This window comes from Bradyrhizobium sp. UFLA05-153 (assembly GCF_054185185.1).
The window spans coordinates 1-26,699 of the sequence record NZ_JBBIAM010000058.1; the positions used below are offsets into that span (position 1 = coordinate 1).

The following is a 26,699-nucleotide window of genomic DNA, read 5'->3' on the forward strand; positions in this document are numbered from 1 at the left end:
GAACAGGATTATTCCGGTCGACCTAGTATTGTTTGGGCTCACTAGAACTTCAACGTCCAATCAAGAACTCTTAGCCCCTCTGATCGTGCAGCGCTATACATGGGAGCTAGTCTCATATTGGCTTTGCAGGGCCGCCGCCCTAGAATTGCCGCGATCGCAGGACGGGCGAAATGCAGTATGTTTGCGACGCGCCGAAGGGCAAGACCTGGTTCCGTATCGAGACGGAAGGTGAAGCGATGCATGAGTCGCGCCTGATGGGCCACACAGTTGAGAAATATTTCCGCCGCGAGCGGGAGAAGGCAGTCCAGTCCTGGCGTCCCGAGCGGCCCAACGCGATCGAGCGCGACATCGGCCTCGAGGCCCATGTACAGCGAGAGATGCCGCTTTTCCTCACGCTGCGCGACAGGGAGGGCAATGCACTAACTACAGCGATGCTGCCACCGGGTGGCAAGGATCGCGGCGGGTTCCGGATCATCATCGTTGCCGCATCCAATGCCGATCCTTATCCTCAGCAGGACGCGGCCATCGCTGCACTGGGAGCGCATTTCGGTCTCACACTCGATCGCAACCGCTGCTTCCCCTACGGCCGCTAAGGAGCCTGACAAGTATCGCCGCTTGATTGGAGCGATGTCGGCTCCTGGGCCCAACTCGGACCACTAGTGAGGTCCGCTCTTGCGCCGCTATCAGGGGCACAGCGGACCTTGTGCGCGCCCTGATGAGCACGCGCCTTGGTTGGATCAACCCCGCAGGTCGTCGTTTGCGTCGCACCGCTTCGCTGGCAAAAAACCACGGTGTCGCCCTTGCAACCGCGCAGCCGGTTCCCACGTGTTCTCCAGGACATACGCCCGAATGCGGCCGGCAGGGTCGCTAAACATTCGGAGTGTCGTGATCGCCAGCCGCCGACGTATGCCTCTTGTGTAGGAGGTTACGATGTCGGACTTTGGTTTTCTGAATACTCATCGAACATGGGAAGACTGGTGCGGGATGGTGCTCGGCGCGCTGATCGTTGCGTCGCCGTGGTTTCCCGTCCAGGATCATGAAACGATCGTCGGACACCAGGCGGTGATCCTGAACACGGTCGCAGTTGGCCTGGTCGTGTTTGGCCTCAGCCAGCTCGAATATGTTGCGTTGCAGCGCTGGCAGGAGGTGGCGACGATCCTGGTCGGGCTTTGGCTGATCGTCTCGCCCTATGTCCTCGGCTATTCCGGCGAAGGCTTTCTGCGCGTCTACCACACCAGCCTCGGCGCGGTGGTGGTGCTGCTCGGCGCGCTTCAGCTATGGCAGGACTGGGACCAGAGTGACCAGGACATGCTGAGGCATGGGCAATAGGTCATAGAGATGCGCAGGCCCGTCACGCAATCGACGGGCCTGCGCTCCTCATCTCGCTACCAGATCCGCGTAGTCTGGATGCTTGTCGATCCAGGCCTTCACGAACGGACATTGCGGGAGCAGGCTCAATCCTGCGGCGCGGACCTGGTCGAGCGCGCCTTGCACCAGCTTTGAGCCGACGCCCTTGCCGCCGAGCTCTTTCGGCACCTCCGTATGCTCGAAAGTGATGACGTTGCCGTCGAGCCGGTAGTGCTCGGTGGCGAGATGGCCATCCACTTCGAGCTCGAAGCGGTGATGGGCCTTGTTGTCGATGACGGCGCTCATGTCTCCTCCCGTCAGCTCTTCAGCGAGTCCGTCAGCATCTTGCGGATCGACCAGGGTTGCCCGTCGGATGAGCCCGTGATGTCGTCGATCTTCCAGCTGTTGGCCTCGCGCACGAACTCATAACGCACGACCTGGTCGGCGGGTTTGCGGTCGTTGCGGTGACCGGCGATGGTCACCGCGATCGTGGCCTTGTCGGACTCGAGCTTTTCGGTATCGAGCTTGAAGGATTTGACGTCCGGTTCCTGCGAGTTGGTTACGGGATCGAAATCGACCGGTCCGACGTCGCCCTTCGGCGTGTGCGCATCGGCCCTGGCCCACAGCGCGACCAGCGATTTCGAGAGATATTTCGCCTTGGCCGCCTTGGTCTCGATGATGAAGGCGCCGCCGCCATCGCCTTTGCCCTTGGCGGCGCGGGTGTAGATCGCGGTCAGGATCGCGACGGGATCGCTGGCTGGCGGGGCGTGCGCGGCGGCCGCGTTGACGGTGGCGAGAAGAGAGGCTGCGACGAAGGTGCGGCGCGTGAGCATGGGATGTCCTGAGATCGGTTCTACCCGCGCTTATAGACCGGAATGTCCGGCCGGCGGTGTATCTCAGTAGAGTTTTGTGGCGGCGGATTGGTTCAATCGGCGGCCTTGGCCAGACGCGAATCCTCCGCGGGCTGCGGCCGCAGGCAGCCCTTGCAGATGACGAGCGATCGCTTGACCTGTGACTCCTGTTCGGCCTCGATACCGTCCTGGGCCTGCCACCACTCCTTCGAGTAAGGCTGGAGTGCCGTGACCGACTTGTCCTGGCCAGTTCGGGTGGCACTCCGCGATGTGTGCGCTGGCTTGGGCTGATTGGGATTCTCACCAGCACCGTCCCAGGCATAGCGCTGCGGGGCGAAGGCGGGATCGGAGGCGAGCCGCGCTTGCGGGGCCGCGGCACATCCGGCGAGCGTCAGCGACAACAGGAGAAAGGCGGGCGCTTTGGACATGGTGCGGAACTCTGTACGCGGAGACAGGTCAAGGATGCGCCGATCATATTTAAGAATCCCTGAACGATCGAAGCGATGGCGACGACCAAGACGAATGAGACTCTTGATCCTGATCTGCGTTCTCTTCGCCGGCGGCCTCGTCCGCGCCGAGGACGCGAAACCGTTTAATCCGGCCGATTATCCCAGCGAAGTGCAGAAGGCGCTGCGCTACGCTCATGAGGAATGCGCGAGCCAGGGCGGCGGCGCGGTCAGCTTTGCACCAGATACGGTGCGCAAGGTCGATCTCACCGGCGATGGCCGCGACGACTACGTCGTCGATTTCCGCGACACCAAATGCGATGGCAGCGAGGCCGCCTATTGCGGCAGCGGCGGCTGCGTCATGAACGTTCTGGTGACGCTGCCAAACGGTAATTTGCGCCGCGTATTCGACGGCTATGTCCGGAACTACGAGATCGAGCCGAGGCCGATGAAGCGGGGCGCGGCGCGCACCATGCGCTTCGAGTTGCATGGCGGCTATTGCGGCGGGCACGGCTCGCCATCCTGCTTCAAGGAGAAGGCGATCTCCACGACGCCTTTCGCGTTCAAGATGCCGTAATGGGGCTCTGCAGCGAGCGGCCTTGCGGCGCTGCTGATGATGGCGATAAATGGGCCGCCAAGAGCGGTCCGGCTGCGCGCCGTCCACCAGCGAAGAGGAAGCCCCATGCAACCATTGCGGATGTCGCGCCGCGTCATGAACCTCGCTTACATGCTGACCCAGAATGCGCGGCGGCACGGGTCGCGGCCGGGTTTCGTGTGGGGCGACAGATCCTGGACCTGGCGCGAGATCGACGCGCAGGTGTCCGCGCTCGCTGCCGCGCTTGCCGCGCGCGGCATCAACAAGGGCGACCGCATCCTCGTCCATTCCAAGAACGGCGACGAGATGTTCTTCTCGATGTTCGCCGCGTTTCGGCTCGGCGCGATCTGGGTGCCGACAAATTTCCGCCTGATGCCGGACGAGGTCGCCTATCTCGCGCAGGCCTCCGGTGTGAGAGGGTTCTTGTGCCACGGCGATTTTCCCGAGCATGCCGCAGCCGTTGGTGGTAGCGCATTGGAGTTCACCTGGCGCATTGGTGACGGCGCGTTTGGTGAGACCACCGTTGCGGAGGCGATCAACAAGTATGCGGGCACTAGGATCGAGAACGTCGCCGTCGAGCATGACGATCCCTGCTGGTTCTTCTTCACCTCCGGCACCACCGGCCGTTCCAAGGCGGCCGTGCTCACGCATGGACAGATGGGCTTTGTGGTTACTAATCACCTTGCCGATCTGACGCCGGGCACCACCGAGGCGGATGCATCGCTCGTGGTCGCGCCGCTGTCGCATGGCGCCGGCGTGCATCAGCTGATGCAGACTGCGCGCGGCGCGCGTACCGTGCTGCTGCCGACGGAGAAGTTCGACATCGGCGAGGCGTTCCGTCTGATCGAGACGCATCGTGTCAGCAATCTCTTCACCGTGCCGACGATCCTGAAGATGATGGTCGAGCATCCCGCGGTCGACAAGTTCGACCATTCCTCGTTGCGCCAGGTGATCTATGCAGGCGCGCCGATGTATCGCGAGGATCAGAAGACCGCGCTGAACAAGCTCGGCAAGGTCATCGTGCAGTATTTTGGCCTCGGCGAGGTCACCGGCAACATCACCGTGCTGCCGGCGGCGCTGCACGATGTCGAGGACGGTCCGCATGCCAAGATCGGCACTTGCGGTTTCGAGCGCACGGGCATGCAGGTCTCGATCCAGGACGACGAGGGCCGCGAGCTGAAGCCGAACCAGAGCGGGGAGATCTGCGTCATCGGGCCTGCGGTGTTCGCCGGCTACTACGATAACCCCGAGGCCAACGCGAAGGCGTTTCGCAACGGCTGGTTCCGGACCGGCGATCTCGGCCACATGGACGAGGAGGGGTTCGTCTACATCACGGGACGGGCCTCCGACATGTACATCTCTGGCGGCTCCAACATCTATCCGCGCGAGATCGAGGAGAAGATCTTGACGCATCCTGCGGTCGGCGAGGTCGCCGTCCTCGGCGTGCCCGATCCGACCTGGGGCGAGGTCGGCGTTGCCGTCTGCGTTGCGCGTGAAGGTGCAAAGCCCGTGAGCGAGGCGGAGATGGTCGCGTTCCTTGGCCCCAAGGTGCCGCGCTACAAGATGCCGAAGCGCTTCTTCTTCTGGGAGGCGCTGCCGAAGTCGGGCTATGGCAAGATCCCCAAGCGGATGGTGCGCGACGAGCTCGAGGCGCGCGGCCTGCTCGATCTCGACAACAAGCAGGCGGGCTGAGCGCTGATCATGCGGAGCATCAAGCAGCCGGGCGCACCGGTCGCCGAGCGTATCCAATGGGTGGAGGCGAGGGGACAGGCCTTCGCGTTCAGGCTCGAGGCCGGCATGCCGTTGCTTGAAGCCGCACGCCGCGGCTTCGCGGCGGAGGGCTTTGCCGGCGGCGTGCTCAACTTCGGTCCCGGCGCGCTCGGCCCGTTCGCTTACGTGATGCCGGCGCTGTCGAAGACGGGCGAGAACGCCGCGTTCTACAGTGACACCTTTCGACCCCAGGGCGTGACGCGGGTGAAGCTGGGCAGCCTGACGCTCGGCAGGCGCGACGGTGCGCCGTTCTTTCATTGCCACGGGCTTTGGACCGAGGCGGACGGTCGCGCCAGCGGCGGCCACATGCTTCCCGAGGAGACTGTCGTCGCGGAGCCGTTCGAGGTTGCGGCGTTCGGCATCGACGGAGCGATGTTCACGGCGGAGCCTGACGGCGAAACCAACTTCAAGCTGTTCGGACCGGTGGCCGCTGAGCCTAGCGGCGCACAGGCCACAAGCCGCGCCTTCGCGCTGCGGCTGCGGCCGAACCAGGACTTTGCGGGGGCGCTCGAAGGCTTTTGCCGCGAGCACGGCATCGCGCGTGCGAGGATCCACGGCGGCGTCGGCTCGACCATAGGCGCGCGCTTCACCCATGGCGGCGTGACCGAGCCCTTTGCCACCGAACTGGCGATAACGGCCGGCACGATCGCCCCCGGCGGCTCCGGCGCACTGCAGGCCGCGCTCGACGTCGCCCTCGTCGACTACGCCGGCGGCCTCGCCGAGGGCCGGCTGATCCGCGGCGACAATCCCGTGCTGATGACGATGGAGCTGGTGCTGGAGGTGCTGAATTAGGGAGCAATCGGAGTTTGTAGCTGGCCACAGATACCACTTCCATGCGGCGATTGTTCTTGTTATGTTCCTAGCGATGGCCGATTTGGCAGCAACAACTGGCTGGGGACCGGAATATGGGCAGGAGAGGCAATCGCACGATCAATTTGCCCGCGCCGTATTTGAAACGAGTCTGGCTTGAGCCGTCGAAGATATCCAATCGGGAAACCTATCCGTTTTGCCTTCCCATCTTCGCCGACGACTTCGAGCTTAGTTTTAAAGCCCCGATTACCATCATCGCCGGCGAGAACGGCACCGGGAAGTCCACCATCCTCGAGGGGATCGCGACCCTTGCTGGCTTCGACGATGCCGGCGGTGGCAAAGGCTACAGGCCTGTCGACCATTCCGACGCGCTGGAGAAGATGGGCGGCCAACTGTCGAAGGCGCTGCGCGCGAGCTGGCTGCCCAAGATCACTAATGGCTGGTTCTTCCGTGCCGAGAGCTTTTTTTCGTTGGCGAGGTGGCTCGATAAGCTGGCGCTCGAAGACATGAAAATGGGACTGCCGGGTGGTCCGCCACCTGATTTCCTGTCCCATTCGCACGGTGAAGGCTTCCTGCGCTTCTTCGAGGAGCGCTGTCAGCGCCAGGGTATCTTCATCTTCGACGAGCCGGAATCCGCGCTCTCGCCGGCACGGCAGATCGAATTTTTGAAGCTGCTGCGGCGCATGGAGGACTCCCGCATCTGCCAGGTCATCATGGCCACGCACGCGCCGATGTTGATGGCTTATCCCAATGCGGCGCTGTTGCGGCTGACCAAAGGTGGACTGGAGCCGGCGACCTTGTGGGAGACCGAACATTTCAAGGTGCTGCGCGAGTTTTGCGACGATCCGGCCGGATTCGTCGACGCGGCACTCCAGGACGAGTAGCGGGCACGGGGCATGGGGAGAACGCGACGCCGTTAGACCATCGAAATCGCCACGAAGGGCCTCGATCCCGTCCAAAACTACGTTACCATGTCCGCAGCGCGCGGCAGTCGTGCAGAGACCAACAACACATTTGAGGATACGACATGAGGGTGACGAAGAGGACGGCGCTGGCCGTGTTTGCGGCGCTGGCGGTGGGGACGACGGCCTTGACGGCCGCCTGGGCGCACGGGCCGACCCGGCAGAAGGTGCGGGAATCCATCGAGATCAACGCGCCGCAGGCCAAGGTCTGGGCGGTGATCGGCAATTTCCAGGACATGAGCTGGCTCGCGGGCGTCAGCAAGACCGAGGGCGAGAAGGGCAACGAGATCGGCGCCACGCGGCGACTGACGCTTGGGACCGGCGCCACCATCGACGAGGAGCTCTACAAATACGAGCCCGACATGATGAGCTATTCGTACCGGATCACGACCGTCGACGTGAAGGTGCTGCCGGTCACCAACTATTCCTCGACGTTGTCGGTGTCGCCGGCTCCGGAAGGCAAGACGAAGCTGGAATGGGCCGGCGCATTCTATCGCGGCTTTCCCAACAATGACCCGCCACCGGAGCTCAGCGACGAGGCGGCGGTGAAGGCGGTGAGCGGGCTCTACAAGGGCGGCCTCGAGGCACTGAAGAAGAAGATCGAGAGCGGAAGCTGAGCGTGCGCGTGATGGTCCTGGCGGCGCTGGCCGCCAGCATCGGCCTGGTCCCGGTCGAGGAAGCCTCTGCCGAGGAGGCGTTCGTCACCAACCAGCTCAGCGACAATCTGACGGTCGTGGATCTCGCAAAGCTGCGGCCGGTCGCAACGATTGCGATCGGCGGCAAGCCGGCGGGCGTTGCCGTCACGGCGGATGGGCGCTTTGCCTATGTGACGAGTCCCGACGCCAAGGCGCTCACGGTGGTCGACGCTGCTGCCCGGAAGGTCGTCGGCCGGATTGACGTCGGCGGCGGTCCGCTCGGCGTCGCCGTGGCGCCGGATGGGGGGACCGTCTATGTCGCCGACTGGTACGCGGCGGCTGTGCGGGTGATCGATCCGCGGACACAAAGCGTGGTCGCAAGCATTGTGGTCGGTGCCTCGCCCTCCGGGCTGGCAATGACACCTGACGGTCGACTGTTGCTCTCGGCCGATCGCGATGCCGACAGCGTCTCGGTCGTGGACACCGCGACACGCGAGCGGCGGGCCACCATCAAGGTCGGCACGCGCCCGTTCGGCATCACCATCGATGCAGAGGGCAGGCGCGCCTTCACCGCCAATGTCGGATCGAACGATGTCTCCGTGATCGATATTGCAGAGGCGCGCGAGATCGGCCGCGTGCCGGTGGGCATGCGGCCGTACGCGGTGGCCCTGGCGCAGGGCCGCGGTTTTGCTACCGACCAATATGGCGGCACCGTCAGCGTGTTCGACCTTGCGACGCTGAAGCCGGTCAAGCGCATCACCGTTGGCGACTATCCGGAGGGGATCGCGGCCACGGCGGATGGGCGGCGCATCATCGTGGCGAATTGGGAAAGCAACTCGGTGAGCGTCATCGATGCGATCGAGCTGAAAGTGACTGATGAGGTCAAGGTTGGCGATGGCCCGCGCGCGTTCGGGGCGTTTCTCAGGCGGACGGAGTAAGGGGCAGTGCGTGGCGGTGCGTAGGGTGGGTTAGCGAAGCGTAACCCCACCTCTTTACTCACCGCGCGTCGAGAGAAGTGGTGGGTTACGCCTGGCGGACTGCGCTTCGCGCAGCCGCAGGGCTAACCCACCCTACGAAGTCTTCGCTTCGGCGAACGCCTTCAACTTCAAAAAGAAGTCCCGCAGAATCGGATTTCGGTCCACGAAGGTCACATACCTGATAGCATGTCGCCTGCGATCGATGCTCCAGGTCATCTGCTCCGTCACGACAGGCGCCGGGATGATCACGCTCGGCGCCCAATCCGGGTTCAGGAGCCAGCCGACCGGCGCCATGTCCCAGATCTCTTTCGACCAGCCGAGATGATCGGACGAATACTCCTTGAACCGCATCGCCAGGAACGCGCCGATGCTGCCGTGAGGTTCGACATGGCGCTCGATCTCCGGCACGGTCGAGTGAAGATGCGAGGTCACCCCCTTGCACGGCACGAGCACCAGGGGCACGCCGCTGTCGAACAGCACCTGGGCGCCACCGACATCCTGCTTGAGATTGAACTCGATCGTGTGCGGCCATTCCAGCGCATGGCCGCCAAGCCACACCACCACGACGCGATCCCTGATATCGGGCGCCTTGAGAAGCGCTGAGGCAACGTTGCTGATGGCGCTGATGGCAACGATGTAGAGCGGCTTGTCAGGCGATCCGGCCCGCGCTCGCGCGATCATGTCGTCGACAGCGGGCGCTTCGCGGGCTTGCTTCTGGGCGCCGACATAGTCGGTGACGCCGCGATGAACCAGACCGTCAGGCGAAACGTTCAGACGCTCCAGCAGGCGCAGGATTTCCTGATAGCTCAGCTCCATGCCGTGGCTAGGGCTGTCTGCGCGCTTGTTGAAGAACGGGGCGGCGTAGATCGCCTCCACGTCGAAGCGCTCCTTCGAGAGCAGCATCTGGACGAGCGCGAACTGATCGTCGATCTCGTTGTAGGTATCGGTGTCGAGCACGACGCGCACCCTGCCGACGGGCGGCGCCAAAAGCATTAAGCGGGCAGCTTCCGTGATTGCCATCAGCGCCTCCTAAGTTGCGTTGGCGGGATCAGGAGAGCGAGCCCGGCACAACGCATCCGCTATTTCGTCCATCTGTTCGAACGTGTGATCGGGCGCCAGCGCTCGCAACGCCGCCGGCGCGGCGTAGCCCCAGCAGACGGCGCCGCACGCAATGCCAACGCTACGGGCCGCCTCGATGTCACGCACCTCATCGCCGATGGCAATGACCTGTGCCGGCTCGACGTCGGCGCGGCGGATGACCCGGCGGAATTTCGCGGGCTTGCCGAACACCGAAGCGGCGCAGTCGAAATGCGCGAACAGGTTAGCTGCCGCACCTAACTTCTCGCGCGCATTGGCTTCGCTGTCCGAGGTCACCAGCGCGAGCTGCACGCCTCTTGCGGCCAGCGTCTGCAGCATGGCCTCGACGCCGGCGAACAGGGAAATCTCCGCCGCAGCCTCCGCCTTCAACCGCCGCGCATGCCGAGCGATCGCGGGCAGTTTCCACAGCGGCACGTCGAGACGGTTGAGAATCTCGCGCGTCGAGGCGTGCCGCAGCCCCTCGACATCCTCATCGGCCACGCGGCGAAAGCCGAAGCGATCGGCGACGTCGTTGATGGTGCGCAGAAACCACGGAAAGCTGTCGGCCAGTGTGCCGTCGAGATCGAAGATGGCGAGGGAATAGGGCATGTCTGGTAGAGCGGTCAGTCGGCTAGCCCTGTCAACTTCGCCCTACGTTTTGCGACCCGGTGCCTCAATCTTTTATCATCCAAGTAGTTCGGCAATACGGTCGTCTTGCGCAAGTACTGCATCGGCGATGCTGAATATCTGTTGGGCAAAGGGGGTACCTACCACTTCGTCGCGCGCGAACACCTTGCCGATGAGAGGGCTGCGGGAGAAGGATCGTGGTCCAGCATCGATGACCATCATAGCTGGACCAGTATCCAATAGGCGATAGGCCAGAGCGACCGCACAACGGTCCGCTGCGGTGGTGCCTTTTCCCCAATTCCCAACGATGAGATCGATGTTGGCGCCTTGATCTGAAATGTGACCAAGCGTCCAGTGCACGTAGTACGCGGCTAGGCCTTGCGTTTCGTTGGACGCGAGTCCCCAAACGGTGCGACTGGTACGACCACAGCAATCACAGATGCCGGTATCCTTCGAGCCCGTACGTTCGATGCTGATGCCAGCCAACATGGCTCAAGCCTACTCCGCCGCCTCGCTCGTGCTCCGTCGCTTCGGCTTGCTGGCCTTCTTCAGCACCGGCTCCAGAAATTTGCCCGTATAGCTGCGCGGCGCCTTGACGATGTCTTCCGGCGGGCCCCAGGCGACGATTTCGCCGCCGCCGTCGCCGCCTTCAGGGCCGAGGTCGATGACCCAGTCTGCGGTCTTGATGACCTCGAGATTGTGCTCGATGACCACGACCGTGTTGCCTTGCGCGACCAGCTCGTGCAGCACCTCCAGCAGCTTCTTGACGTCATGGAAGTGCAGACCCGTCGTGGGCTCGTCCAGGATGTAGAGCGTGCGCCCGGTCGCGCGCTTGGACAGCTCTTTTGCCAGCTTGACGCGCTGGGCTTCGCCGCCGGAGAGCGTGGTGGCCTGCTGGCCGACATGGATGTAATCGAGGCCGACGCGGTGCAGCGTGTTGAAGGTTTCGCGGACGCGTGGCACCGCCTTGAAGAACTCGGCGGCTTCCTCGACGGTCATGTCGAGCACGTCGGCGATGCTCTTGCCCTTGAACAGGACCTCCAGCGTCTCGCGGTTGTAGCGCTTGCCCTTGCAGACGTCGCAGGTGACGTAGACGTCGGGCAGGAAGTGCATCTCGATCTTGATGACGCCGTCGCCCTGGCAGGCCTCGCAGCGGCCGCCCTTGACGTTGAAGGAGAAGCGGCCGGGCTCGTAGCCGCGCGCCTTGGCTTCGGGGAGGCCCGCAAACCATTCGCGGATCGGCGTGAAGGCGCCGGTATAGGTCGCAGGATTCGAGCGCGGGGTGCGGCCGATCGGCGACTGGTCGATGTCGATGATCTTGTCGATGTGCTCGAGACCCTCGATGCGGTCGTGCGGGGCTGCGCCTTCGCTGGCATTGTTCAGCTTGCGGGCGATGGCGCGATAGAGCGTGTCGATCAGCAGCGTCGACTTGCCGCCGCCGGAGACGCCGGTGACGCAGGTGAACAGGCCGAGCGGAATCTCCGCCGTGACGTTCTTGAGATTATTGCCCCGCGCGTTGACCACCTTGATGGTGCGGCGATGGTTCGGTGGGCGTCGCTCCGGCACCTCGACCTCGAGCTCGCCGGTGAGGTACTTGCCGGTCAGCGATTTCGGGTTGCGCATGATCTCGGCGGGCGTGCCTTCGGCGACGATGTGGCCGCCATGCATGCCGGCGCCGGGGCCGATGTCGAGGACGTAGTCGGCGAGGCGAATGGCGTCCTCGTCATGCTCGACCACGACCACGGTATTGCCGAGATCGCGCAGGCGCTTGAGCGTATCGAGCAGGCGCGCATTGTCGCGCTGGTGCAGGCCGATCGAGGGCTCGTCCAGCACGTAGAGCACGCCGGTCAGTCCCGAGCCGATCTGCGAGGCGAGGCGGATGCGCTGGCTCTCGCCGCCGGACAGCGTGCCTGAGGAGCGGGAGAGCGTGAGATAGTTGAGGCCGACGTCGAGCAGGAAGGTGAGGCGCTCGCGGATCTCCTTCAGGATGCGTCCCGCGATTTCGTTCTGCTGCTTGTTCAGCGCGTCGGGCACGCCCTCGAACCATTCGCCGGCGCGCTTGACCGACAGTTCCGAGATCTCTCCGATGTGCTTGCCGCCAACCTTGACGCAGAGCGCCTCAGGCTTCAGCCGAAAGCCCTTGCAGGCCTCGCAGGGGACGTCGTGGAAGTACTTCGCCAGCTCTTCGCGCGCCCACTCGCTCTCGGTCTCGCGATAGCGGCGATTGATGTTGGTGATGACGCCCTCGAACGGCTTCTTGGTGTCGTAGGAGCGAACGCCGTCCTCATAGGAGAACTTGATCTCGTCCTCGCCGGAGCCGTAGAGGATCGCGTCTTTCGTCTTCTTTGCGAGATCCTTCCACTTTGTGTCGAGCGTGAATTTGTAGTGCTTGCCGAGCGCGGTCAGCGTCTGTACGTAATAGGGCGATGACGATTTGGCCCAGGGCGCGATCGCGCCCTTGCGCAGGGTCATCTCCTTGTCGGGGATGACGAGGTCCTCGTCGACATGCTGCTCGACGCCGAGGCCGCCGCAGGCCGGGCAGGCGCCATAGGGATTGTTGAAGGAGAACAGCCGCGGCTCGATCTCGGGGATGGTGAAGCCGGACACCGGGCAGGCGAACTTTTCCGAGAACAGGATGCGCTCTGGCCCGCTCTTGTCGTGGATCTTGGCGGTCTTCTTTTTCTCTTCGGCCGGAGCGGCGGCCGCTGGCGCATCGGCGAACTCGACGACGGCAAGGCCCTCGGCGAGCTTCAGCGCAGTCTCGAAGCTTTCGGCAAGGCGCTGGCCGATATCGGCGCGCACCACGATGCGGTCGACCACGACGTCGATGTCGTGCGGGAATTTCTTGTCGAGGCTCGGCGCCTCCGCGAGCTCATAGAAAGTGCCGTCGATCTTGACGCGCTGAAAGCCCTTCTTGAGCCACTCGGCGAGCTCTTTCCTGTACTCGCCCTTGCGGCCGCGCACGACCGGGGCGAGCAGATAAAGGCGGGTGCCTTCGGCCAGCGCCAGCACGCGGTCGACCATCTGCGAGACGGTCTGGCTCTCGATCGGCAAGCCGGTCGCGGGCGAATAGGGCACGCCGACGCGCGCCCAGAGCAAGCGCATGTAGTCGTAGATCTCGGTGACGGTGCCGACGGTCGAGCGCGGGTTTTTCGAGGTCGTCTTCTGCTCGATGGAGATCGCGGGCGACAGGCCGTCGATCTGGTCGACGTCCGGCTTCTGCATCATCTCAAGGAACTGGCGGGCATAGGCCGACAGCGACTCGACATAGCGCCGCTGGCCTTCGGCATAGATGGTGTCGAAGGCGAGCGAGGATTTTCCGGAGCCGGAGAGGCCGGTGAACACCACGAGCTTGTCGCGCGGAATCTCGACGTCGATGTTCTTGAGGTTGTGCTCGCGCGCGCCACGGATCGTAATTGCGCGCAGGCTTGAGCCCGCGTTCTGTTGTTGGCGCTTCGCCTTGATCACTTCGTCCATCCCAGTGGTCCCCAAGGAGATTCCCACGCCGCGCGGCCGCGCCGGCGTTCAGGCGCGCCTCGCCCGGAACCGGGGATGGACGCCTTGTGGGTAAGTCGCGAACGTAGGAAGAACGACGGCGGATTTCCAGTGCGAGTTGCGAATCGTCAACGGATTGTTGGCGTGCTGGCAGGACATGGCAGTAGCTCGCAGAGCTGCCGCCTCTGGCCCAAGCAAAAAGGCCGGCGCAAGCCGGCCTTTCCGTCGAGAATCAATCTCGAAGATCAGTACTTCGCGACGACCGGGCCGCCGAAGTGATAGTTCACGCCGACCTGCACGGTGTGGAGGTTCAGCGTGCCGGACGAGACGGTGCCGGCGAAGTAGTTCTCGCTGCCGAGGCTACGATAGAGGTACTCGCCCTTCACCGACCACTGCGGAGCAAAGAAAGCTTCGACACCCGCGCCGAGCGTCCAGCCCGTGTGGAACTGGCTGTCCGAGGCGAGCACGCCAAGCACGTCCGCGGTCAGCTTGTTGTTGATCCAGGCGAAGCCGCCGGTGCCGTAGAGCAGGACCTGGTCGATCGCCACGCCGACGCGACCGCGCACAGTTCCCAACGAATTGATCCGGCTCGTCACGGCGAGCACGCCCGGGGTGCCGGCTGTCGCGCTCACGTCAGCCCAGCCGCCGTCGGCCTCGAGACCGAACACGATGTTGCTGGCCTGCCAGTTGTAGCCGACCGTACCACCTGCGAAGCCGCCCTTCATCTTCGGGTCAGTGGAGGTGTTTTCCCAAGCGTAGCCACCGAAGCCACCGAGGTAGAAGCCGGTCCAGTTATAGACCGCGGCGGGGGCCACTGGAGCCTTGGTGTAGGGGCGGGCCGCCAGATCGGCAGCCATGACCGGAGCGAACGCGCTGAGTGCAAACAAACTGGCCGAAGCCAACAAAACCTTCTTCATTTTCAACTTAATCCCAGTCCCAGTTTCTGTTTTTGCCTTCCGTGCGCGGAAGGACATCGGACGTTCTGGTCCAACTGATGTCGTGCTTACACCAGTAAAGCCGCAAGTTGTGTGCCCGAGATGCCACACCACGCGGAAAACGTGTAAGGATGACTGACCTGTTCATACCGGCTGTACCCGGACAGCAAAAAGGCCGGCGCGAGGCCGGCCTTTTCGACAGGAAGAGGTTTGGCGAAGGATCAGTACTTCGCGATCATCGGCCCGCCCCAGCGATAGTTCAGGCGGACGAGGCCCATATCGACGTTCTGGCTGATCCGGTCGCTCCCGGCCGCGATGCCCGCAGGCGTCGTGAAGCCGAGGGTGCGATTGCCGAGGAAGATGTGGTCGTACTCGACGCCCACCGACCAGTTCGGCGCAAAGCCGACTTCCAGGCCGGCGCCAACCGTGCCGCCCCAGCGGGTTTCGCGAGCCGAAGCCACCAGCACGCCGGTCGGTATGTCGAAGATGTCATACTTGTCGCCGACAACCGCACCGCCGCCCTTCACGTAGAACAGCACGTTGTTCCAGGCATAGCCGATCTGGCCGGTGATCAGGCCGAAGGAGTCGATTCGCGAACGGTTGCGGTCGGCCAGGAAGACGGAGCTGGTGTTATCGCCGTTGAAGTTGGCCCAGTTGCCCTGGCCTTCGAAGCCGAACACCCACTGGCCAGTCTGCCAGCGATACCCGATCTGACCACCAACCGTGCCGCCGGTCGCATTGTGGCACCCTTCACCCACGAGACTGCCGGGAACACCGGTCACAAGGCCGGTGCTGTCCACGAAGTCCCAGCATTTGTGGGCCGAGCCGCCGCCGCCGTTGATGCCGATGTAGAAGCCGCTCCAGTCGTAGACCGCGGCGATTGCCGGGGGCGGAGCCTTTACGTACGGACGCGCAGCGAGATCCGCCGCGCTCGCCGGAGCCGACAGGCTCAACGCAACTGCACCAATGGCCCCAACCAAAATCTTCTTCATTTCTGTCCCTCCGGCTGTGCCGCTTCTCTGGTCCCCGAAGCGGTCAATCAAGGCGCGACGCCCAATGAATCGATGTCGCGTCAAACCTAGCCTGATCCACCGGTAGAGTCCGTCTCCCAAAAGCAACAGTCGCGAGCGAACTGAGCGGTTCCTAACTTAATGAATGTTAAGCGGTATTTCCGTCCGCGGGAACCCGAAAAAGTTCCATGCGGTTCCATTAACTTGTTAGATATGCAATCTTAACTTGCTGGTTTATACCGCCACTGCTTGCGCAAGAACAAAGCTGGAACGTTGCTGGCCCGGGTGCTATATGTGGGGATAACCTGCGGGACCGCGGGCTCGGCGACGTCCGCCAGCGTATAGGGTCGCACAGCAGGCGGCAGCGAGCGGTTTTGGCACGGCTCCGGCTTTTTCGAACAATTTCGCAGTTTGGAGTGGAGAGCGGCGATGGCGGGAAGCATCAACAAGGTCATTCTGGTCGGCAACCTCGGCAAGGATCCTGAAATCCGCCGTACCCAGGACGGGCGGCCGATCGCCAATCTGAGCGTCGCAACGTCGGAGACCTGGCGGGACAAGGCGACCGGCGAGCGCAAGGAAAAGACCGAGTGGCATCGCGTCGTGATCTTCAACGAGGGACTCGCAAAGGTCGCCGAGCAGTACCTGAAGAAGGGCGCGAAGGTTTACGTCGAAGGCGCACTGCAGACCCGCAAGTGGACCGACCAGAGCGGCGCCGAGAAATACTCGACCGAAGTCGTGTTGCAGGGCTTCAACTCCAACCTCACGATGCTCGACGGCCGTGGTGGCGGGGGGGGCGGCAGCTTCGGCGAGGAGCCGGGCGGCGATTTCGGCTCCAGCAGCCCGGTGAGCAGCGCACCGCGCCGCGCAGTCGCCGCGGGCGGCGGCCGCAACAGCGACATGGACGACGACATACCGTTCTAAGTGGACACCCCCTTCTAACGGAATGGTTCGCCGCCTTCGTGAGAAGGGTGAGCATTTCTTACCAATTTGCTGATCGGGCTTGTTTTTGCAGGCCTGCCTAATGTTGCGCATTAAGGATTTCCCCGCCCAGCGATGTGAATGGCATTCACTTCATGTTAATGCTATTTACATCGTTCCGCGCCGGCTTCTCGAGGCGCCATCACCGGGATGCCTCAGCCATGATGCTCGCGCCGCTGCTTGACGCCGCTCCAGCCATTCCGCTCCACGCCTTTGCAGCGATGACTGCCTTCGTGCTCGGCGTCGTCCAGTTCGCGGCTCCCAAGGGCACCCTGCCGCACCGGACCGTTGGCTGGATCTGGGTGGCACTCATGGCCATCGTGGCCGCGTCATCGTTCTGGATCCACCAGATCCGGCTGGTCGGGCCGTTCAGCCCGATTCATCTGCTCTCGATCTTCACGCTCGTGATGCTGCCGCTCGCGGTGTGGCGGGCGCATACCCATCGCGTCGCCGATCACCGGCGGATCATGATCTTCATGTTCATCGGCGCGCTGGTGGTCGCAGGGTTGTTCACGCTGCTGCCGGGACGCATCATGCATCACGTGATTTTCGGCTCATAAGGCAGGGTTCCATTCGGCCTGCTCCGTCGCTCCAAAGGAGGCTTCGCGGGAGCCGTAAGTCGTTGGAAAAATAAGCGGAAAAAGCGCTTCCCGGGAGCCTTGCCAGGGTGGTTATCAGACCCTCGATGCGCTATATGATTCCCGGACAAGAACTCACCGGATTCCCCCTTGGCTGACGACGACAACGACAAGCCCGGCGACAAGCCGGAGCATCCTTCGGATATTCGCCCGATCTCGATCCTCGACGAGATGAAGAAGTCCTACCTCGATTACGCCATGAGCGTGATCGTGGCGCGCGCGCTGCCCGATGCGCGCGATGGCTTGAAGCCGGTGCACCGGCGCATCCTCTTCTCGATGAACGAGGAGGGCTATACCCCCGACAAGAAGCACAAGAAGTCCGCCGGCATCGTCGGCGACGTCATGGGCCAATACCACCCGCATGGCGACCAGGCGATCTATGACGCGCTGGTGCGTATGGCGCAGCCCTTCTCGATGCGCGAACTGCTCGTGGACGGGCAGGGCAATTTCGGTTCGGTCGACGGCGATCCGCCGGCGGCGATGCGCTACACCGAGTCGCGCCTGACCAAGATCGCGCTCAAACTGCTCGAGGACATCGAGAGCGAGACGGTCGACTTTCAGGACAATTATGACGGCTCGACCAAGGAGCCGGTGGTCCTGCCGGCGCGGTTCCCGAACCTGCTGGTCAACGGCGCCGGCGGCATCGCCGTCGGCATGGCCACCAACATCCCGCCGCACAATCTGGGCGAGGTGATCGACGCTTGCCTGGCGTTGATCGACAATCCTTCGCTCACCATCGACGAACTGAACCACATTATCCCAGGTCCGGATTTCCCGACCGGCGGCATCATCCTGGGGCGCCAGGGCATCCGCAGCGCCTACCATCTCGGACGCGGCTCGATCGTGATGCGCGGCAAGGTCGAGTTCGAGACGATCCGGAAAGAACGTGAGGCGATCGTCATCACCGAGATTCCGTATCAGGTGAACAAGGCGACGATGGTCGAGCGCATCGCCGAGCTCTACAAAGAGAAGAAGATCGAGGGCATCTCCGATCTGCGCGACGAGTCCGACCGCGACGGCTACCGCGTCGTCGTCGAGCTCAAGCGCGACGCCGTGCCCGACGTGGTGCTGAACCAGCTCTACAAGTTCACGCCGTTGCAGACGAGCTTCGGCGTCAACGCCGTCGCGCTCGACTCCGGCCGTCCGCAGACGATGAACCTGAAGGATATGCTGACGATCTTCGTCGGCTTCCGCGAGCAGGTCGTCACCCGCCGCACCAAGTACAAGCTGCGCAAGGCGCGCGAGCGCGCCCATGAGCAGGTCGGTCTTGCGATTGCGGTCGCCAATATCGACGAGATCATTCGCGTGATCCGGACTTCGCCGACGCCGGCCGCTGCGCGCGAGACCCTGATGACGCGCGACTGGCCGGCGCGTGACGTCGAGGACATCATCACGCTGATCGATGATCCCCGCCACCGCATCAATGCGGACGGCACCGTCCGTCTGTCGCTGGAGCAGGCCAGGGCCATCCTGGAATTGCGCCTCGCGCGCCTCACGGCGCTCGGCCGCGATGAGATCGGCGACGAGCTGTCCAAGCTCGCCGGCGAGATCGGCGACTACCTCGACATCCTGCGTTCGCGCGCGCGTATCCTCGACATCGTCAAGACCGAGCTCGCCGAGGTGAAGGCGGAGTTCGCCACCCCGCGCCGGACCGTGATCATGGAGCAGGAAGGCGAGGTCGAGGACGAGGACCTGATCCAGCGCGAGGACATGGTCGTCACGGTTTCCCATGCCGGTTACGTCAAGCGCGTGCCGCTGTCGGCCTATCGGGCCCAGCGCCGCGGCGGCAAGGGACGCGCCGGGATGCAGACCCGCGACGAGGATTTTGTCTCGCGCCTGTTCGTGGCCTCCACGCACACGCCGGTGCTGTTCTTCTCGTCGCGCGGCCAGGTCTACAAGGAGAAGGTCTGGCGTCTGCCGATGGCGGCGCCGAACGCGCGCGGCAAGGCGCTGATCAACATCCTGCCGCTCGAGCAGGGCGAGCGCATCACCACGATCATGCCGCTGCCCGAGGATGAATCCACCTGGGGCCAGCTAGATGTGATGTTCGCCACCACCGGCGGCAATGTCCGGCGCAACAAGCTGTCCGACTTCGTCGACGTCCGCCGCTCCGGCATCATTGCGATGAAGCTCGACGACAATGAATCAATCGTCGACGTGCAGATCTGCACCGAGCGCGACGACGTGCTGCTGACCGCCGCCGGCGGCCAGTGCATCCGCTTTCCCGTCACCGACGTGCGCGTGTTCACCGGGCGCACCTCGATGGGCGTCCGCGGCATTGCGCTGGCGGGGGCCGACAAGGTGATCTCGCTGGCGATCCTGCGCCACGTCGAGACGACCTCGGACGAACGCTCGGCGTACTTGAAGATGCGCCGCGCGGTCGCGGGCGAAGGTGCGACGGATGAGGTCGCAGAGGCCGAAACCGAGGAGACGTCAGGCGCGAGCGAGCTCTCGCAGGATCGCTATGTCGAGATGTCGGCGGCCGAGCAGGTGGTGCTGACCGTCTCCGTCAACGGCTATGGCAAGCGGACCTCGTCCTACGAGTACCGCACCACGGGCCGCGGCGGCAAAGGCATCGTCGCCATGAGCGTCAACAACCGCAACGGCAATCTGGTGGCGTCCTTCCCGGTCGAGGAGGCCGACCAGATCATGCTTGTGACCGACAAGGGCCAGCTGATCCGCTGCCCGGTCGAAGGCATCCGCATCGCCGGCCGCTCCACGCAGGGCGTGATCGTGTTCGACACCGCCGAGGACGAGCACGTCGTCTCGGTCGAGCACATCACGGAAGAGGCGGAGAACGGCAATGGCGAGAACGGGAACGGACACTAGTTACGGTGCGTAGGAGCGTAGCCCGGATGGAGCGAAGCGAAATCCGGGACAGCACCTGACATCACGAAGAACCCGGATTGCGCTTCGCTCCATCCGGGCTACGAACTCAGCGCAGAAGGCGGCAGAGTTGCCGCCGCTCGTCACTTTGAGTAGTGTCCGGGGATCGATCCGTCATCCGCTAGCAACTTACGGACTCGCCGGGAACGTGCGCGTCATCTGCATTCTTTTTGTCGTTGGTTTGCTTGGCGCCGCATTGGCCGGGCAGGCGGCTGCGCAGCCGGCTGCCAACGCCGTCGCCGACACGTGCCGCGCCGACATCGACGATCAGAAGCTTGACGCCCGGGAGCCCGTCTGCCTGCGCGAGTACGGAAAGCGCGCGAGCCGGAAGGGCGATTTGCTGACGCTGCAGCTCGAGAACGGCACGTCAAAAATCTATCGGACCGATACAAAGGCCTGTGAGACCGACGACGTGCAGCATTGCGTTCAGTACTGGTTTGCCGGCTACCATCCGGTAGCCCACGTCTATTCCATCGCGGCTAAGTATTACGAGGGTAGCGGCGTCGAGCTCGTCAGCGCACGCACGGGGGCCAAGCTGCTTCTCCCTGGCGTGCCATTCCTTTCGGATGACGGCACGAATTTTCTCGTTATCGACAACGATTATGCGCACGGCGGCGAGTATGACCTCGCCGTCGGCTCGACTGCAGGCGACGCGCCTGCGCTGCAATGGAAGCACGCGCAGGACGCGCTGTTCGAATGGCGCCATCAGCGCTGGATCGACGAGGATCACGTCGCGCTGCGCGTATTTCCAGCCGACACCGAGCAGAAATGTCCGGACGATAAGTGCGACGCAGTCTTGGTGCGTTTCAACGACGGCTGGACGGTCCGGCGGGTGCCGGCAACGCAGAGGTAGTTGCGCCGGTCCGGCTCGCTAGATCTCCAGCTCCGTGCCGAACTCCACCACCTGTCCAGTCGGCACGCCGAAGAATGCCGCGGAACGTTCGGCGTTGCGTTGCAGGAAGGCGAACAGCGACTCCCGCCAGACCCACATGCCCGGGACGTCCTCGCGCGGGATGATGGTCTCGCGGCCGACATAGTAGGTGATGTCGGAGAGGTCGATGCCCGGCAATTTGCCCTGCCGGCAGGCGAGCTTCAGCCCCTCATAGATGGTCGGGTTCTGCATGAAGCCGTAATGCAGGACCACGCGGGTGATCGCCGGGATGATCTCGATCACCTCGGTGCGCTCCTCGTCGGGCACGTGGGGGATTTCCTCGATCAGGACGGTCACGAGCAGCACGCGTTCGTGCAGGACGCGATTGTGCTTGACGAATTGCGTCAGCGCGAGCGGCACGCCTCTCGGCGCCGAAGCGAGATAGACGGCGGTGCCGGGCAGGCGGGCGCGGCACTTGTTGACCGCGGTCTCGATCAGATCCTCCTCGGGCTGGCGTAGCCGCGCGCGGGCGTGCTCGACGAGTTTTACGCCGCTGCGCCAGGTTAGCATCAGGAAGGCGACGAGGCCGGCGAGCAGCAGCGGAAACCATCCGCCCTCGAACAGCTTGATCGAATTGGCTGCGAAGAAGATCACATCGATCGCGAAGAAGAAGCCGTTGACCGCGACCACGAGCCAGGGCGAATAGCCCCACTGGATTGCGACCAGCGCGGCGAGCAGCGTGGTGATCGCCATCAGGAGCGACACCGCGATGCCATAGGCTCCGGCGAGCGCATCCGAGGTGCCGAAGGAGAGCACCGCGCCGAGCGTTGCGGCGGCGAGCAGCCAGTTCACCAGCGGCACGTAGATCTGGCCAATCGCATGGCTCGTGGTATGGCGGATCTGCATCCGCGGCAGGAAGCCGAGCTGGATCGATTGCTGGGTCAGCGAGAACACGCCCGAGATGATCGCCTGCGAGGCGATCACGGTCGCAACCGCCGAGAAGGCGACCAGCGGGTAATGCAGCGCATCCGGGCAGAGCTGGAAGAACGGATTCTCGATCATCGTGGGGTCGGTGATCAGGAGCGCGGCCTGGCCGAAATAGTTGAGCACCAGGGCCGGCAGGCAGATGGCGAACCAGGCGAGCCGGATCGGCAAGCGCCCGAAATGCCCCATGTCGGCATACATCGCCTCGCCGCCGGTCACCGCCAGGAAGGCCGCGCCGAGGATCGCGAAGGAAACGTGGAAATCCTGGTGGATCAGGAATTCGAAGGCATAGAGCGGGCTCAGCGCAGCCAGCACCGCTGGCGCCTTGACGATGCCGTGGATGCCGAGCGCGGCGAGCACGCCGAACCAGGCCAGCATGACGGGGCCAAAGATCCGGCCGATGAAGCCGGTGCCCTGCTTCTGCATCATGAAGAGACCGATCAGGATGACGATGGTGATGGGCACCACGACCGGCGCGAGCGAGGGCGCATCCACTTTCAGGCCTTCGATGGCGCTCAGGACCGAGATCGCCGGCGTGATCGCGCCATCGCCATAGAGCAGGGCGGCGCCGACGAGGCCGACCACCAGGAGATGCGCGCGCCAGGTGCCTGGTTGCGCCTGACGAGCATGCAGCAGTGCCAGCAGGGCCACGATGCCGCCTTCGCCGCGGTTGTCGGCGCGCAGGATCAGCAGCGCGTATTTCAGCGAGATGATCAGGAGCAGCGCCCACAGGATGAGGGACGCAACGCCGAGCACGGCGTCCTGTGTCACCGTCCCACCATGGGCGGCCGCCTTGGCGGCTTCCTTCAGGGCATAAAGGGGGCTGGTCCCGATATCACCATAGACGACCCCGAGGGCACCCATGGTCATGGCAAGCGGCAGCGGATCGGGATGGTGGCCGGTAGCAACAGCAGGCGTACTGGACAATGGCAACCCCCTCATGGCGACGCGCCCGCCGGGCTATCCGGGGGGCGCGATCGTCAGCTCAGTCTGCGACGAGACGTCGCAAATTTCCATGGGGTTTGTGTGACGCCGGATGACGCCGGATTAGGCAGCGTTGGCCTACGGCGTCCGGTCGGCGGTCACAAGGCGCACCTCTCGGACGTTGGCCTTGGTGTCGGCGCGGCGCAGGCAGGAGGCTTCGAAGTTCGGCCAGGCTTGCTGCGAGCAATCCTTGCCAACGACGCGGATGTCCAGCCGGTCACCCTTGGCGAGAGGCTGCGGCACGCTGGCTTCGACGGTCGGAGCGAAACCGGGCAGCACGGTAAGAGCCGCGGCAACGCACGCAGCAACAGCGATCGCTGAAAGAGCCTTGATCATCGACGGTCCCCTGTGATGCGGCCGCTGCGCCTGTTTGCGGCCCGTCATTTCGTTGGGCGGATTAGTAACCATGGCCAGTTTCCGGACGTCTTCGCGGATGGCGAAAATGGTTTCGTTCGCCATCCGTTTTGTTTCGTCGCTGCCCCCAGGACGAAACAGTTCAGGGGATTCCGACAGGCTTTCGCAGGAAAAGCGGGCAGGGAACCTGGCCGGCTTGCCGGGCAGGGCGTGGCGCGGTAGGAGGAGGCCATGCCGCGTATCGCCTTTTATCCGGGTTCCTTCGACCCCATCACCAACGGCCATCTGGACGTGGTCCGGCATGCCGTTACCCTGTGCGACCGGCTGGTCATGGCGCTCGGCGTGCACCCCGGCAAGAAGCCGCTGTTCTCGACCGAGGAGCGGCTTCAGATGCTGCACGATGTCTGCGGGCCGATCGCCGCCCAGGCCGGCTGCGCCTTCGAAGCCACGACCTTCGACGACCTGACCGTGACCGCGGCGCGCAAGCACGGTGCGACCATCATGATCAGGGGTCTTCGCGATAGCACCGACCTCGACTACGAGATGCAGCTCGCCGGCATGAACGAGGCCATGGCGCCGGAGGTGCACACCGTCTTCCTGCCGGCCTCACCCATGGTCCGCCCGATCACCGCCACACTGGTGCGCCAGATCGCCGGCATGGGCGGGGATGTCTCGGCATTCGTACCGCCGCTCGTCGCAAGCCTGCTCAAGGCAAAATTCGCCAGCTAACGGCGCGCGTTTCATCTCATCTGATCCGGAGTTTTCATGATCCGTCGTCTCGCAATCCTTGCCACGATCTTTGCCGCGTTGATCGGCATTGCCCCTGCGGTCGCCCAGACCCTGCCGGCGGGCCTCGACAAGGCCAACGCGCTCGTCATCGACACCACCAAAGGCCGCGTCGTCATCAAGCTGCGCACAGATCTTGCGCCCCAGCATGCCGAGCGGCTGAAGCAGCTCGCGCGCGAGGGCTTTTACAACAACGTGCCGTTTCATCGCGTGATGGACGGCTTCATGGCGCAGACTGGCGACGGCCAGAACGGCAACGGCACCGGCGGCTCGAAATATCCGAACCTGAAGCAGGAATTCTCCAAGGTGCATTTCGCCCGCGGCATCGTCGGCATGGCCCGCCGCGGCGATAGCGTCGACAGCGCCAATTCGCAGTTCTTCATCATGTTCGCGGACGGCGGCAGCCTCGACAGCCAGTACACCGTGATCGGCGAGGTCGTGCAGGGCATGGACGTCGTCGACAAGCTGAAGAAGGCCCCGCCTGGCTCCGGAAGCGGCACCGTCACCGATCCCGACAAGATGGTGAAGGTGCAGGTCGCCGCCGACATCAAATAGGAGAGACGATGGCGCGCCGCGGCGAAAAGCTCCTTGTAGCTGCCGCGGTGCTCCTGCTTGGCACGAGCGCGTCTGCGCAGGACGACAAGGTCAATACCATCCGCGATGTCATTGTGCGGTTGGGCCGCTGCTGGAAACCGCCGCCGCCGGCAAAGGCTCGCCCCATCGACATTACCGTCGTCGTGAGCTTTAACCGCGCCGGAGACATTTTGGGCCATCCGCGGATTACCTACGAGTCCGCCGAGGCCTCCGACGATGACCGGTTGCAGTACCGGATCGCGGTGATGGAGGCATTGCAACGCTGCACGCCGATGCCATTTACCGAAACGATGGCCGGCGCCGCTGCGGGGCGTCCATTCGCGGTCCAGTTCCACGGCCGGAAGACTTCACCCCCAACCCAAGAGAGAAGAACATGAGCGTCACCGAAAACACCCTGATCCTCGAAACCACGCAGGGCCCCGTCACCATCGAGATGCGGCCCGACCTCGCGCCCGGCCACGTCGCGCGCATCAAGGAGCTGGTGCGCGAAGGCTTCTACGACGGCATCGTGTTCCATCGCGTGATCGACGGCTTCATGGCGCAGACCGGCTGCCCGCACGGCACCGGCACCGGCGGCTCCGGCAAGAAGCTGAAGGCCGAGTTCAACAAGGAGCCGCATGTGCGCGGCACCGCCTCGATGGCCCGTGCCGCCAACCCCGATTCCGGCGACAGCCAGTTCTTCATCTGCTTCGACGATGCCCGCTTCCTCGACAACCAGTACACCGTGTGGGGCAAGGTCACCGCGGGCATGGAGAACGTCGACAAGATCAAGCGCGGCGAGCCCGTGATGAATCCCGACAAGATCGTCAAGGCACGCATGGCGGCGGACAAGGAGTAGCCAGAAATCGTCATTCCGGGGCGCGCGCTAACGCGAACCCGGAATGTCGCGCCACAATATCGAGATTCCGGATCGCCGCGCTTGTGGCGCGGCGTCCGGAATGACGATGGTGGCTCAAGATTATGCGCACCGATCTCTTTGATTTCGATCTGCCCGCCGAGCGCATCGCGCTGCGCCCGGCGCATCCGCGCGACTCCGCGAAGATGCTGGTCGTGGAGCGCGGCGCGCTGCGCGATCAGCTCATCTCCGACCTGCCGCAATGGCTGAAGCCGGGCGACCAGCTCGTCGTCAACGACACCAAGGTGATCGCGGCGCAGCTCAGGGGACGCCGCATCGGCCGCGAGACCGAGCCGAAGATCGAGGCGACCTTGATCAAGCGGCTCGACGGTTCGCGTTGGCAGGCGCTGGTAAAGCCGGCCAAGAAGCTCGTCGCTGGTGACCGCATCCGCTTCGGCAACGAAGGCAAGGTCTGCCTGCTTGGCCATCTCGATGCCGAGGTCGAAGCCAAGGGCACCGAGGGCGAGGTGACGCTGTCGTTCTCGTTCCACGGGCCGACGCTGGATCAGGCGATATCAGATCTCGGCAGCCCGCCGCTGCCGCCCTACATCGCCTCGAAGCGCACGCCGGACGAGCAGGACCTGGCCGATTATCAGACCATGTTCGCTGCGCATGAAGGCGCGGTCGCGGCGCCCACCGCCGGCCTGCATTTCACGCCCGTGCTGGAGCAGGCGTTGCGCACGCGCGGCGTCGGCCTCAACCGTGTCACGCTGCATGTCGGGGCTGGGACGTTCCTGCCGGTGAAGGTCGACGACACCGAAGGCCACAAGATGCACGCGGAATGGGGGACGATCTCTCCCGAGACGGCGGATGCGCTGAACACGGCGCGGAAGAACGGCGGCCGCATCGTCGCGGTCGGCACGACGTCGCTGCGGTTACTGGAGAGCGCAGCCGATGAGGATGGCACGATCCAGGCCTTCGCGGCCGACACGGCGATCTTCATCACCCCCGGCTATCGCTTCCGCGCGGTCGATATCTTGCTGACCAATTTCCATCTGCCGCGCTCGACTCTGTTCATGCTGGTGTCGGCATTCTCGGGGCTCGAGACGATGAGGCAGGCCTATGCGCATGCGATCACGGAGGGGTATCGGTTCTATTCGTATGGCGATGCGTGCCTGTTGTTTCGGGCAGACCAGTAAGGTTCTCGTGTCCCGGACGCGGTGCAGCGCGCGAGCGATGCACCGCTGAGCCG

At 63.9% G+C, this 26,699-nt stretch carries 28 protein-coding genes; 17 read left to right on the forward strand and 11 right to left on the reverse strand.

Going from position 1 to position 26,699, the window contains the following annotated elements; all coding sequences use genetic code 11:
• Positions 1 to 170: 170 nt before the first annotated feature.
• Positions 171 to 593: a hypothetical protein gene (locus Q2941_RS28920; RefSeq protein WP_027555008.1), complete on the forward strand. Its 423-nt coding sequence runs from the start codon at positions 171 to 173 to the stop codon at positions 591 to 593.
• 337 nt (positions 594 to 930) lie between these two features.
• The gene (locus Q2941_RS28925; RefSeq protein ID WP_254112511.1) at positions 931 to 1,329 is read left to right on the forward strand and encodes an SPW repeat protein; all 399 of its coding nucleotides are present in this window, start codon (positions 931 to 933) and stop codon (positions 1,327 to 1,329) included.
• A 48-nt stretch (positions 1,330 to 1,377) separates the two neighbouring features.
• Here the strand turns inward: Q2941_RS28925 and Q2941_RS28930 are convergent, their stop codons facing one another.
• The 3 genes from Q2941_RS28930 to Q2941_RS28940 all read right to left on the reverse strand — a co-directional run bounded on the left by Q2941_RS28930 (position 1,378) and on the right by Q2941_RS28940 (position 2,626).
• Entirely contained in the window at positions 1,378 to 1,653 is a 276-nt protein-coding gene (locus tag Q2941_RS28930) for a GNAT family N-acetyltransferase (protein WP_458194500.1), read from the reverse strand.
• An 11-nt stretch (positions 1,654 to 1,664) separates the two neighbouring features.
• Positions 1,665 to 2,180 carry a DUF3828 domain-containing protein gene (locus tag Q2941_RS28935; protein ID WP_254112509.1) on the reverse strand — a complete coding sequence of 172 codons (516 nt, stop codon included), beginning with the start codon at positions 2,178 to 2,180 and terminating at the stop codon, positions 1,665 to 1,667.
• A gap of 92 nt (positions 2,181 to 2,272) precedes the next feature.
• Positions 2,273 to 2,626, reverse strand: coding sequence for a hypothetical protein (locus Q2941_RS28940; RefSeq protein ID WP_458194501.1), 354 nt, complete (start codon positions 2,624 to 2,626; stop codon positions 2,273 to 2,275).
• A 94-nt stretch (positions 2,627 to 2,720) separates the two neighbouring features.
• On the opposite strand from Q2941_RS28940, the gene Q2941_RS28945 reads away from it, so the two are divergent.
• The 6 genes from Q2941_RS28945 to Q2941_RS28970 all read left to right on the forward strand — a co-directional run bounded on the left by Q2941_RS28945 (position 2,721) and on the right by Q2941_RS28970 (position 8,354).
• On the forward strand, positions 2,721 to 3,221 hold the full coding sequence (locus Q2941_RS28945) for a hypothetical protein (protein WP_458194502.1): 501 nt from the start codon (positions 2,721 to 2,723) through the stop codon (positions 3,219 to 3,221).
• A gap of 105 nt (positions 3,222 to 3,326) precedes the next feature.
• Positions 3,327 to 4,931 carry an acyl-CoA synthetase gene (locus Q2941_RS28950; protein ID WP_458194503.1) on the forward strand — a complete coding sequence of 535 codons (1,605 nt, stop codon included), beginning with the start codon at positions 3,327 to 3,329 and terminating at the stop codon, positions 4,929 to 4,931.
• Between the two features lie 9 nt (positions 4,932 to 4,940).
• Positions 4,941 to 5,801 (forward strand): PCC domain-containing protein, encoded by an 861-nt coding sequence (locus Q2941_RS28955; RefSeq protein WP_458194504.1) that lies wholly within the window; start codon positions 4,941 to 4,943, stop codon positions 5,799 to 5,801.
• Positions 5,802 to 5,914: 113 nt separating this feature from the next.
• Positions 5,915 to 6,703 (forward strand): AAA family ATPase, encoded by a 789-nt coding sequence (locus tag Q2941_RS28960; RefSeq protein WP_458194505.1) that lies wholly within the window; start codon positions 5,915 to 5,917, stop codon positions 6,701 to 6,703.
• Positions 6,704 to 6,846: 143 nt separating this feature from the next.
• Positions 6,847 to 7,398, forward strand: a complete 552-nt coding sequence (locus Q2941_RS28965) for an SRPBCC family protein (RefSeq protein ID WP_254112504.1) — start codon at positions 6,847 to 6,849, stop codon at positions 7,396 to 7,398.
• A 2-nt stretch (positions 7,399 to 7,400) separates the two neighbouring features.
• Complete coding sequence (locus Q2941_RS28970; protein WP_458194506.1) at positions 7,401 to 8,354, forward strand: YVTN family beta-propeller repeat protein; 954 nt, start codon at positions 7,401 to 7,403, stop codon at positions 8,352 to 8,354.
• 132 nt (positions 8,355 to 8,486) lie between these two features.
• Here the strand turns inward: Q2941_RS28970 and Q2941_RS28975 are convergent, their stop codons facing one another.
• The 6 genes from Q2941_RS28975 to Q2941_RS29000 form a co-directional block, all read right to left on the reverse strand.
• Entirely contained in the window at positions 8,487 to 9,413 is a 927-nt protein-coding gene (locus tag Q2941_RS28975) for a nucleoside hydrolase (RefSeq protein ID WP_027526908.1), read from the reverse strand.
• Between the two features lie 9 nt (positions 9,414 to 9,422).
• Positions 9,423 to 10,079 (reverse strand): HAD-IA family hydrolase, encoded by a 657-nt coding sequence (locus Q2941_RS28980; RefSeq protein ID WP_458194507.1) that lies wholly within the window; start codon positions 10,077 to 10,079, stop codon positions 9,423 to 9,425.
• Positions 10,080 to 10,154: 75 nt separating this feature from the next.
• On the reverse strand, positions 10,155 to 10,586 hold the full coding sequence (locus Q2941_RS28985; RefSeq protein WP_035664444.1) for a hypothetical protein: 432 nt from the start codon (positions 10,584 to 10,586) through the stop codon (positions 10,155 to 10,157).
• 9 nt (positions 10,587 to 10,595) lie between these two features.
• The gene (gene uvrA / locus Q2941_RS28990) at positions 10,596 to 13,574 is read right to left on the reverse strand and encodes an excinuclease ABC subunit UvrA (RefSeq protein WP_458194508.1); all 2,979 of its coding nucleotides are present in this window, start codon (positions 13,572 to 13,574) and stop codon (positions 10,596 to 10,598) included.
• Between the two features lie 263 nt (positions 13,575 to 13,837).
• Positions 13,838 to 14,509 (reverse strand): outer membrane protein, encoded by a 672-nt coding sequence (locus Q2941_RS28995; protein WP_458194509.1) that lies wholly within the window; start codon positions 14,507 to 14,509, stop codon positions 13,838 to 13,840.
• 239 nt (positions 14,510 to 14,748) lie between these two features.
• The gene (locus Q2941_RS29000) at positions 14,749 to 15,519 is read right to left on the reverse strand and encodes an outer membrane protein (RefSeq protein ID WP_458194510.1); all 771 of its coding nucleotides are present in this window, start codon (positions 15,517 to 15,519) and stop codon (positions 14,749 to 14,751) included.
• Between the two features lie 447 nt (positions 15,520 to 15,966).
• Here Q2941_RS29000 and Q2941_RS29005 point away from each other — a divergent pair, with 447 nt between their 5' ends.
• The 4 genes from Q2941_RS29005 (at position 15,967) to Q2941_RS29020 (ending at position 20,892) form a co-directional block, all read left to right on the forward strand.
• Positions 15,967 to 16,458 carry a single-stranded DNA-binding protein gene (locus tag Q2941_RS29005; RefSeq protein ID WP_027526913.1) on the forward strand — a complete coding sequence of 164 codons (492 nt, stop codon included), beginning with the start codon at positions 15,967 to 15,969 and terminating at the stop codon, positions 16,456 to 16,458.
• A gap of 218 nt (positions 16,459 to 16,676) precedes the next feature.
• The gene (locus Q2941_RS29010) at positions 16,677 to 17,075 is read left to right on the forward strand and encodes a DUF2306 domain-containing protein (RefSeq protein WP_458194511.1); all 399 of its coding nucleotides are present in this window, start codon (positions 16,677 to 16,679) and stop codon (positions 17,073 to 17,075) included.
• Positions 17,076 to 17,243: 168 nt separating this feature from the next.
• Complete coding sequence (gyrA, locus tag Q2941_RS29015) at positions 17,244 to 19,982, forward strand: DNA gyrase subunit A (protein ID WP_027526915.1); 2,739 nt, start codon at positions 17,244 to 17,246, stop codon at positions 19,980 to 19,982.
• Between the two features lie 127 nt (positions 19,983 to 20,109).
• Positions 20,110 to 20,892, forward strand: coding sequence for a hypothetical protein (locus Q2941_RS29020; RefSeq protein ID WP_254112497.1), 783 nt, complete (start codon positions 20,110 to 20,112; stop codon positions 20,890 to 20,892).
• An 18-nt stretch (positions 20,893 to 20,910) separates the two neighbouring features.
• Here the strand turns inward: Q2941_RS29020 and Q2941_RS29025 are convergent, their stop codons facing one another.
• A complete protein-coding gene (locus Q2941_RS29025; RefSeq protein ID WP_027526917.1) occupies positions 20,911 to 22,764 on the reverse strand; it encodes a potassium transporter Kup in 1,854 nt (617 codons plus the stop codon).
• Between the two features lie 192 nt (positions 22,765 to 22,956).
• Complete coding sequence (locus tag Q2941_RS29030) at positions 22,957 to 23,214, reverse strand: hypothetical protein (RefSeq protein WP_027526918.1); 258 nt, start codon at positions 23,212 to 23,214, stop codon at positions 22,957 to 22,959.
• 249 nt (positions 23,215 to 23,463) lie between these two features.
• On the opposite strand from Q2941_RS29030, the gene coaD reads away from it, so the two are divergent.
• The 5 genes from coaD to queA all read left to right on the forward strand — a co-directional run bounded on the left by coaD (position 23,464) and on the right by queA (position 26,646).
• On the forward strand, positions 23,464 to 23,961 hold the full coding sequence (gene coaD, locus Q2941_RS29035; RefSeq protein ID WP_458194512.1) for a pantetheine-phosphate adenylyltransferase: 498 nt from the start codon (positions 23,464 to 23,466) through the stop codon (positions 23,959 to 23,961).
• Positions 23,962 to 23,997: 36 nt separating this feature from the next.
• Positions 23,998 to 24,573: a peptidylprolyl isomerase gene (locus Q2941_RS29040; protein WP_458194513.1), complete on the forward strand. Its 576-nt coding sequence runs from the start codon at positions 23,998 to 24,000 to the stop codon at positions 24,571 to 24,573.
• An 8-nt stretch (positions 24,574 to 24,581) separates the two neighbouring features.
• Positions 24,582 to 24,989 (forward strand): hypothetical protein, encoded by a 408-nt coding sequence (locus tag Q2941_RS29045; protein WP_458194514.1) that lies wholly within the window; start codon positions 24,582 to 24,584, stop codon positions 24,987 to 24,989.
• Positions 24,986 to 25,450 (forward strand): peptidylprolyl isomerase, encoded by a 465-nt coding sequence (locus Q2941_RS29050; protein ID WP_449382537.1) that lies wholly within the window; start codon positions 24,986 to 24,988, stop codon positions 25,448 to 25,450. Before Q2941_RS29045 ends, Q2941_RS29050 begins: the two co-directional genes overlap by 4 nt.
• A gap of 122 nt (positions 25,451 to 25,572) precedes the next feature.
• Complete coding sequence (gene queA, locus Q2941_RS29055) at positions 25,573 to 26,646, forward strand: tRNA preQ1(34) S-adenosylmethionine ribosyltransferase-isomerase QueA (protein ID WP_458194515.1); 1,074 nt, start codon at positions 25,573 to 25,575, stop codon at positions 26,644 to 26,646.
• The last annotated feature ends 53 nt before the right edge of the window (positions 26,647 to 26,699 follow it).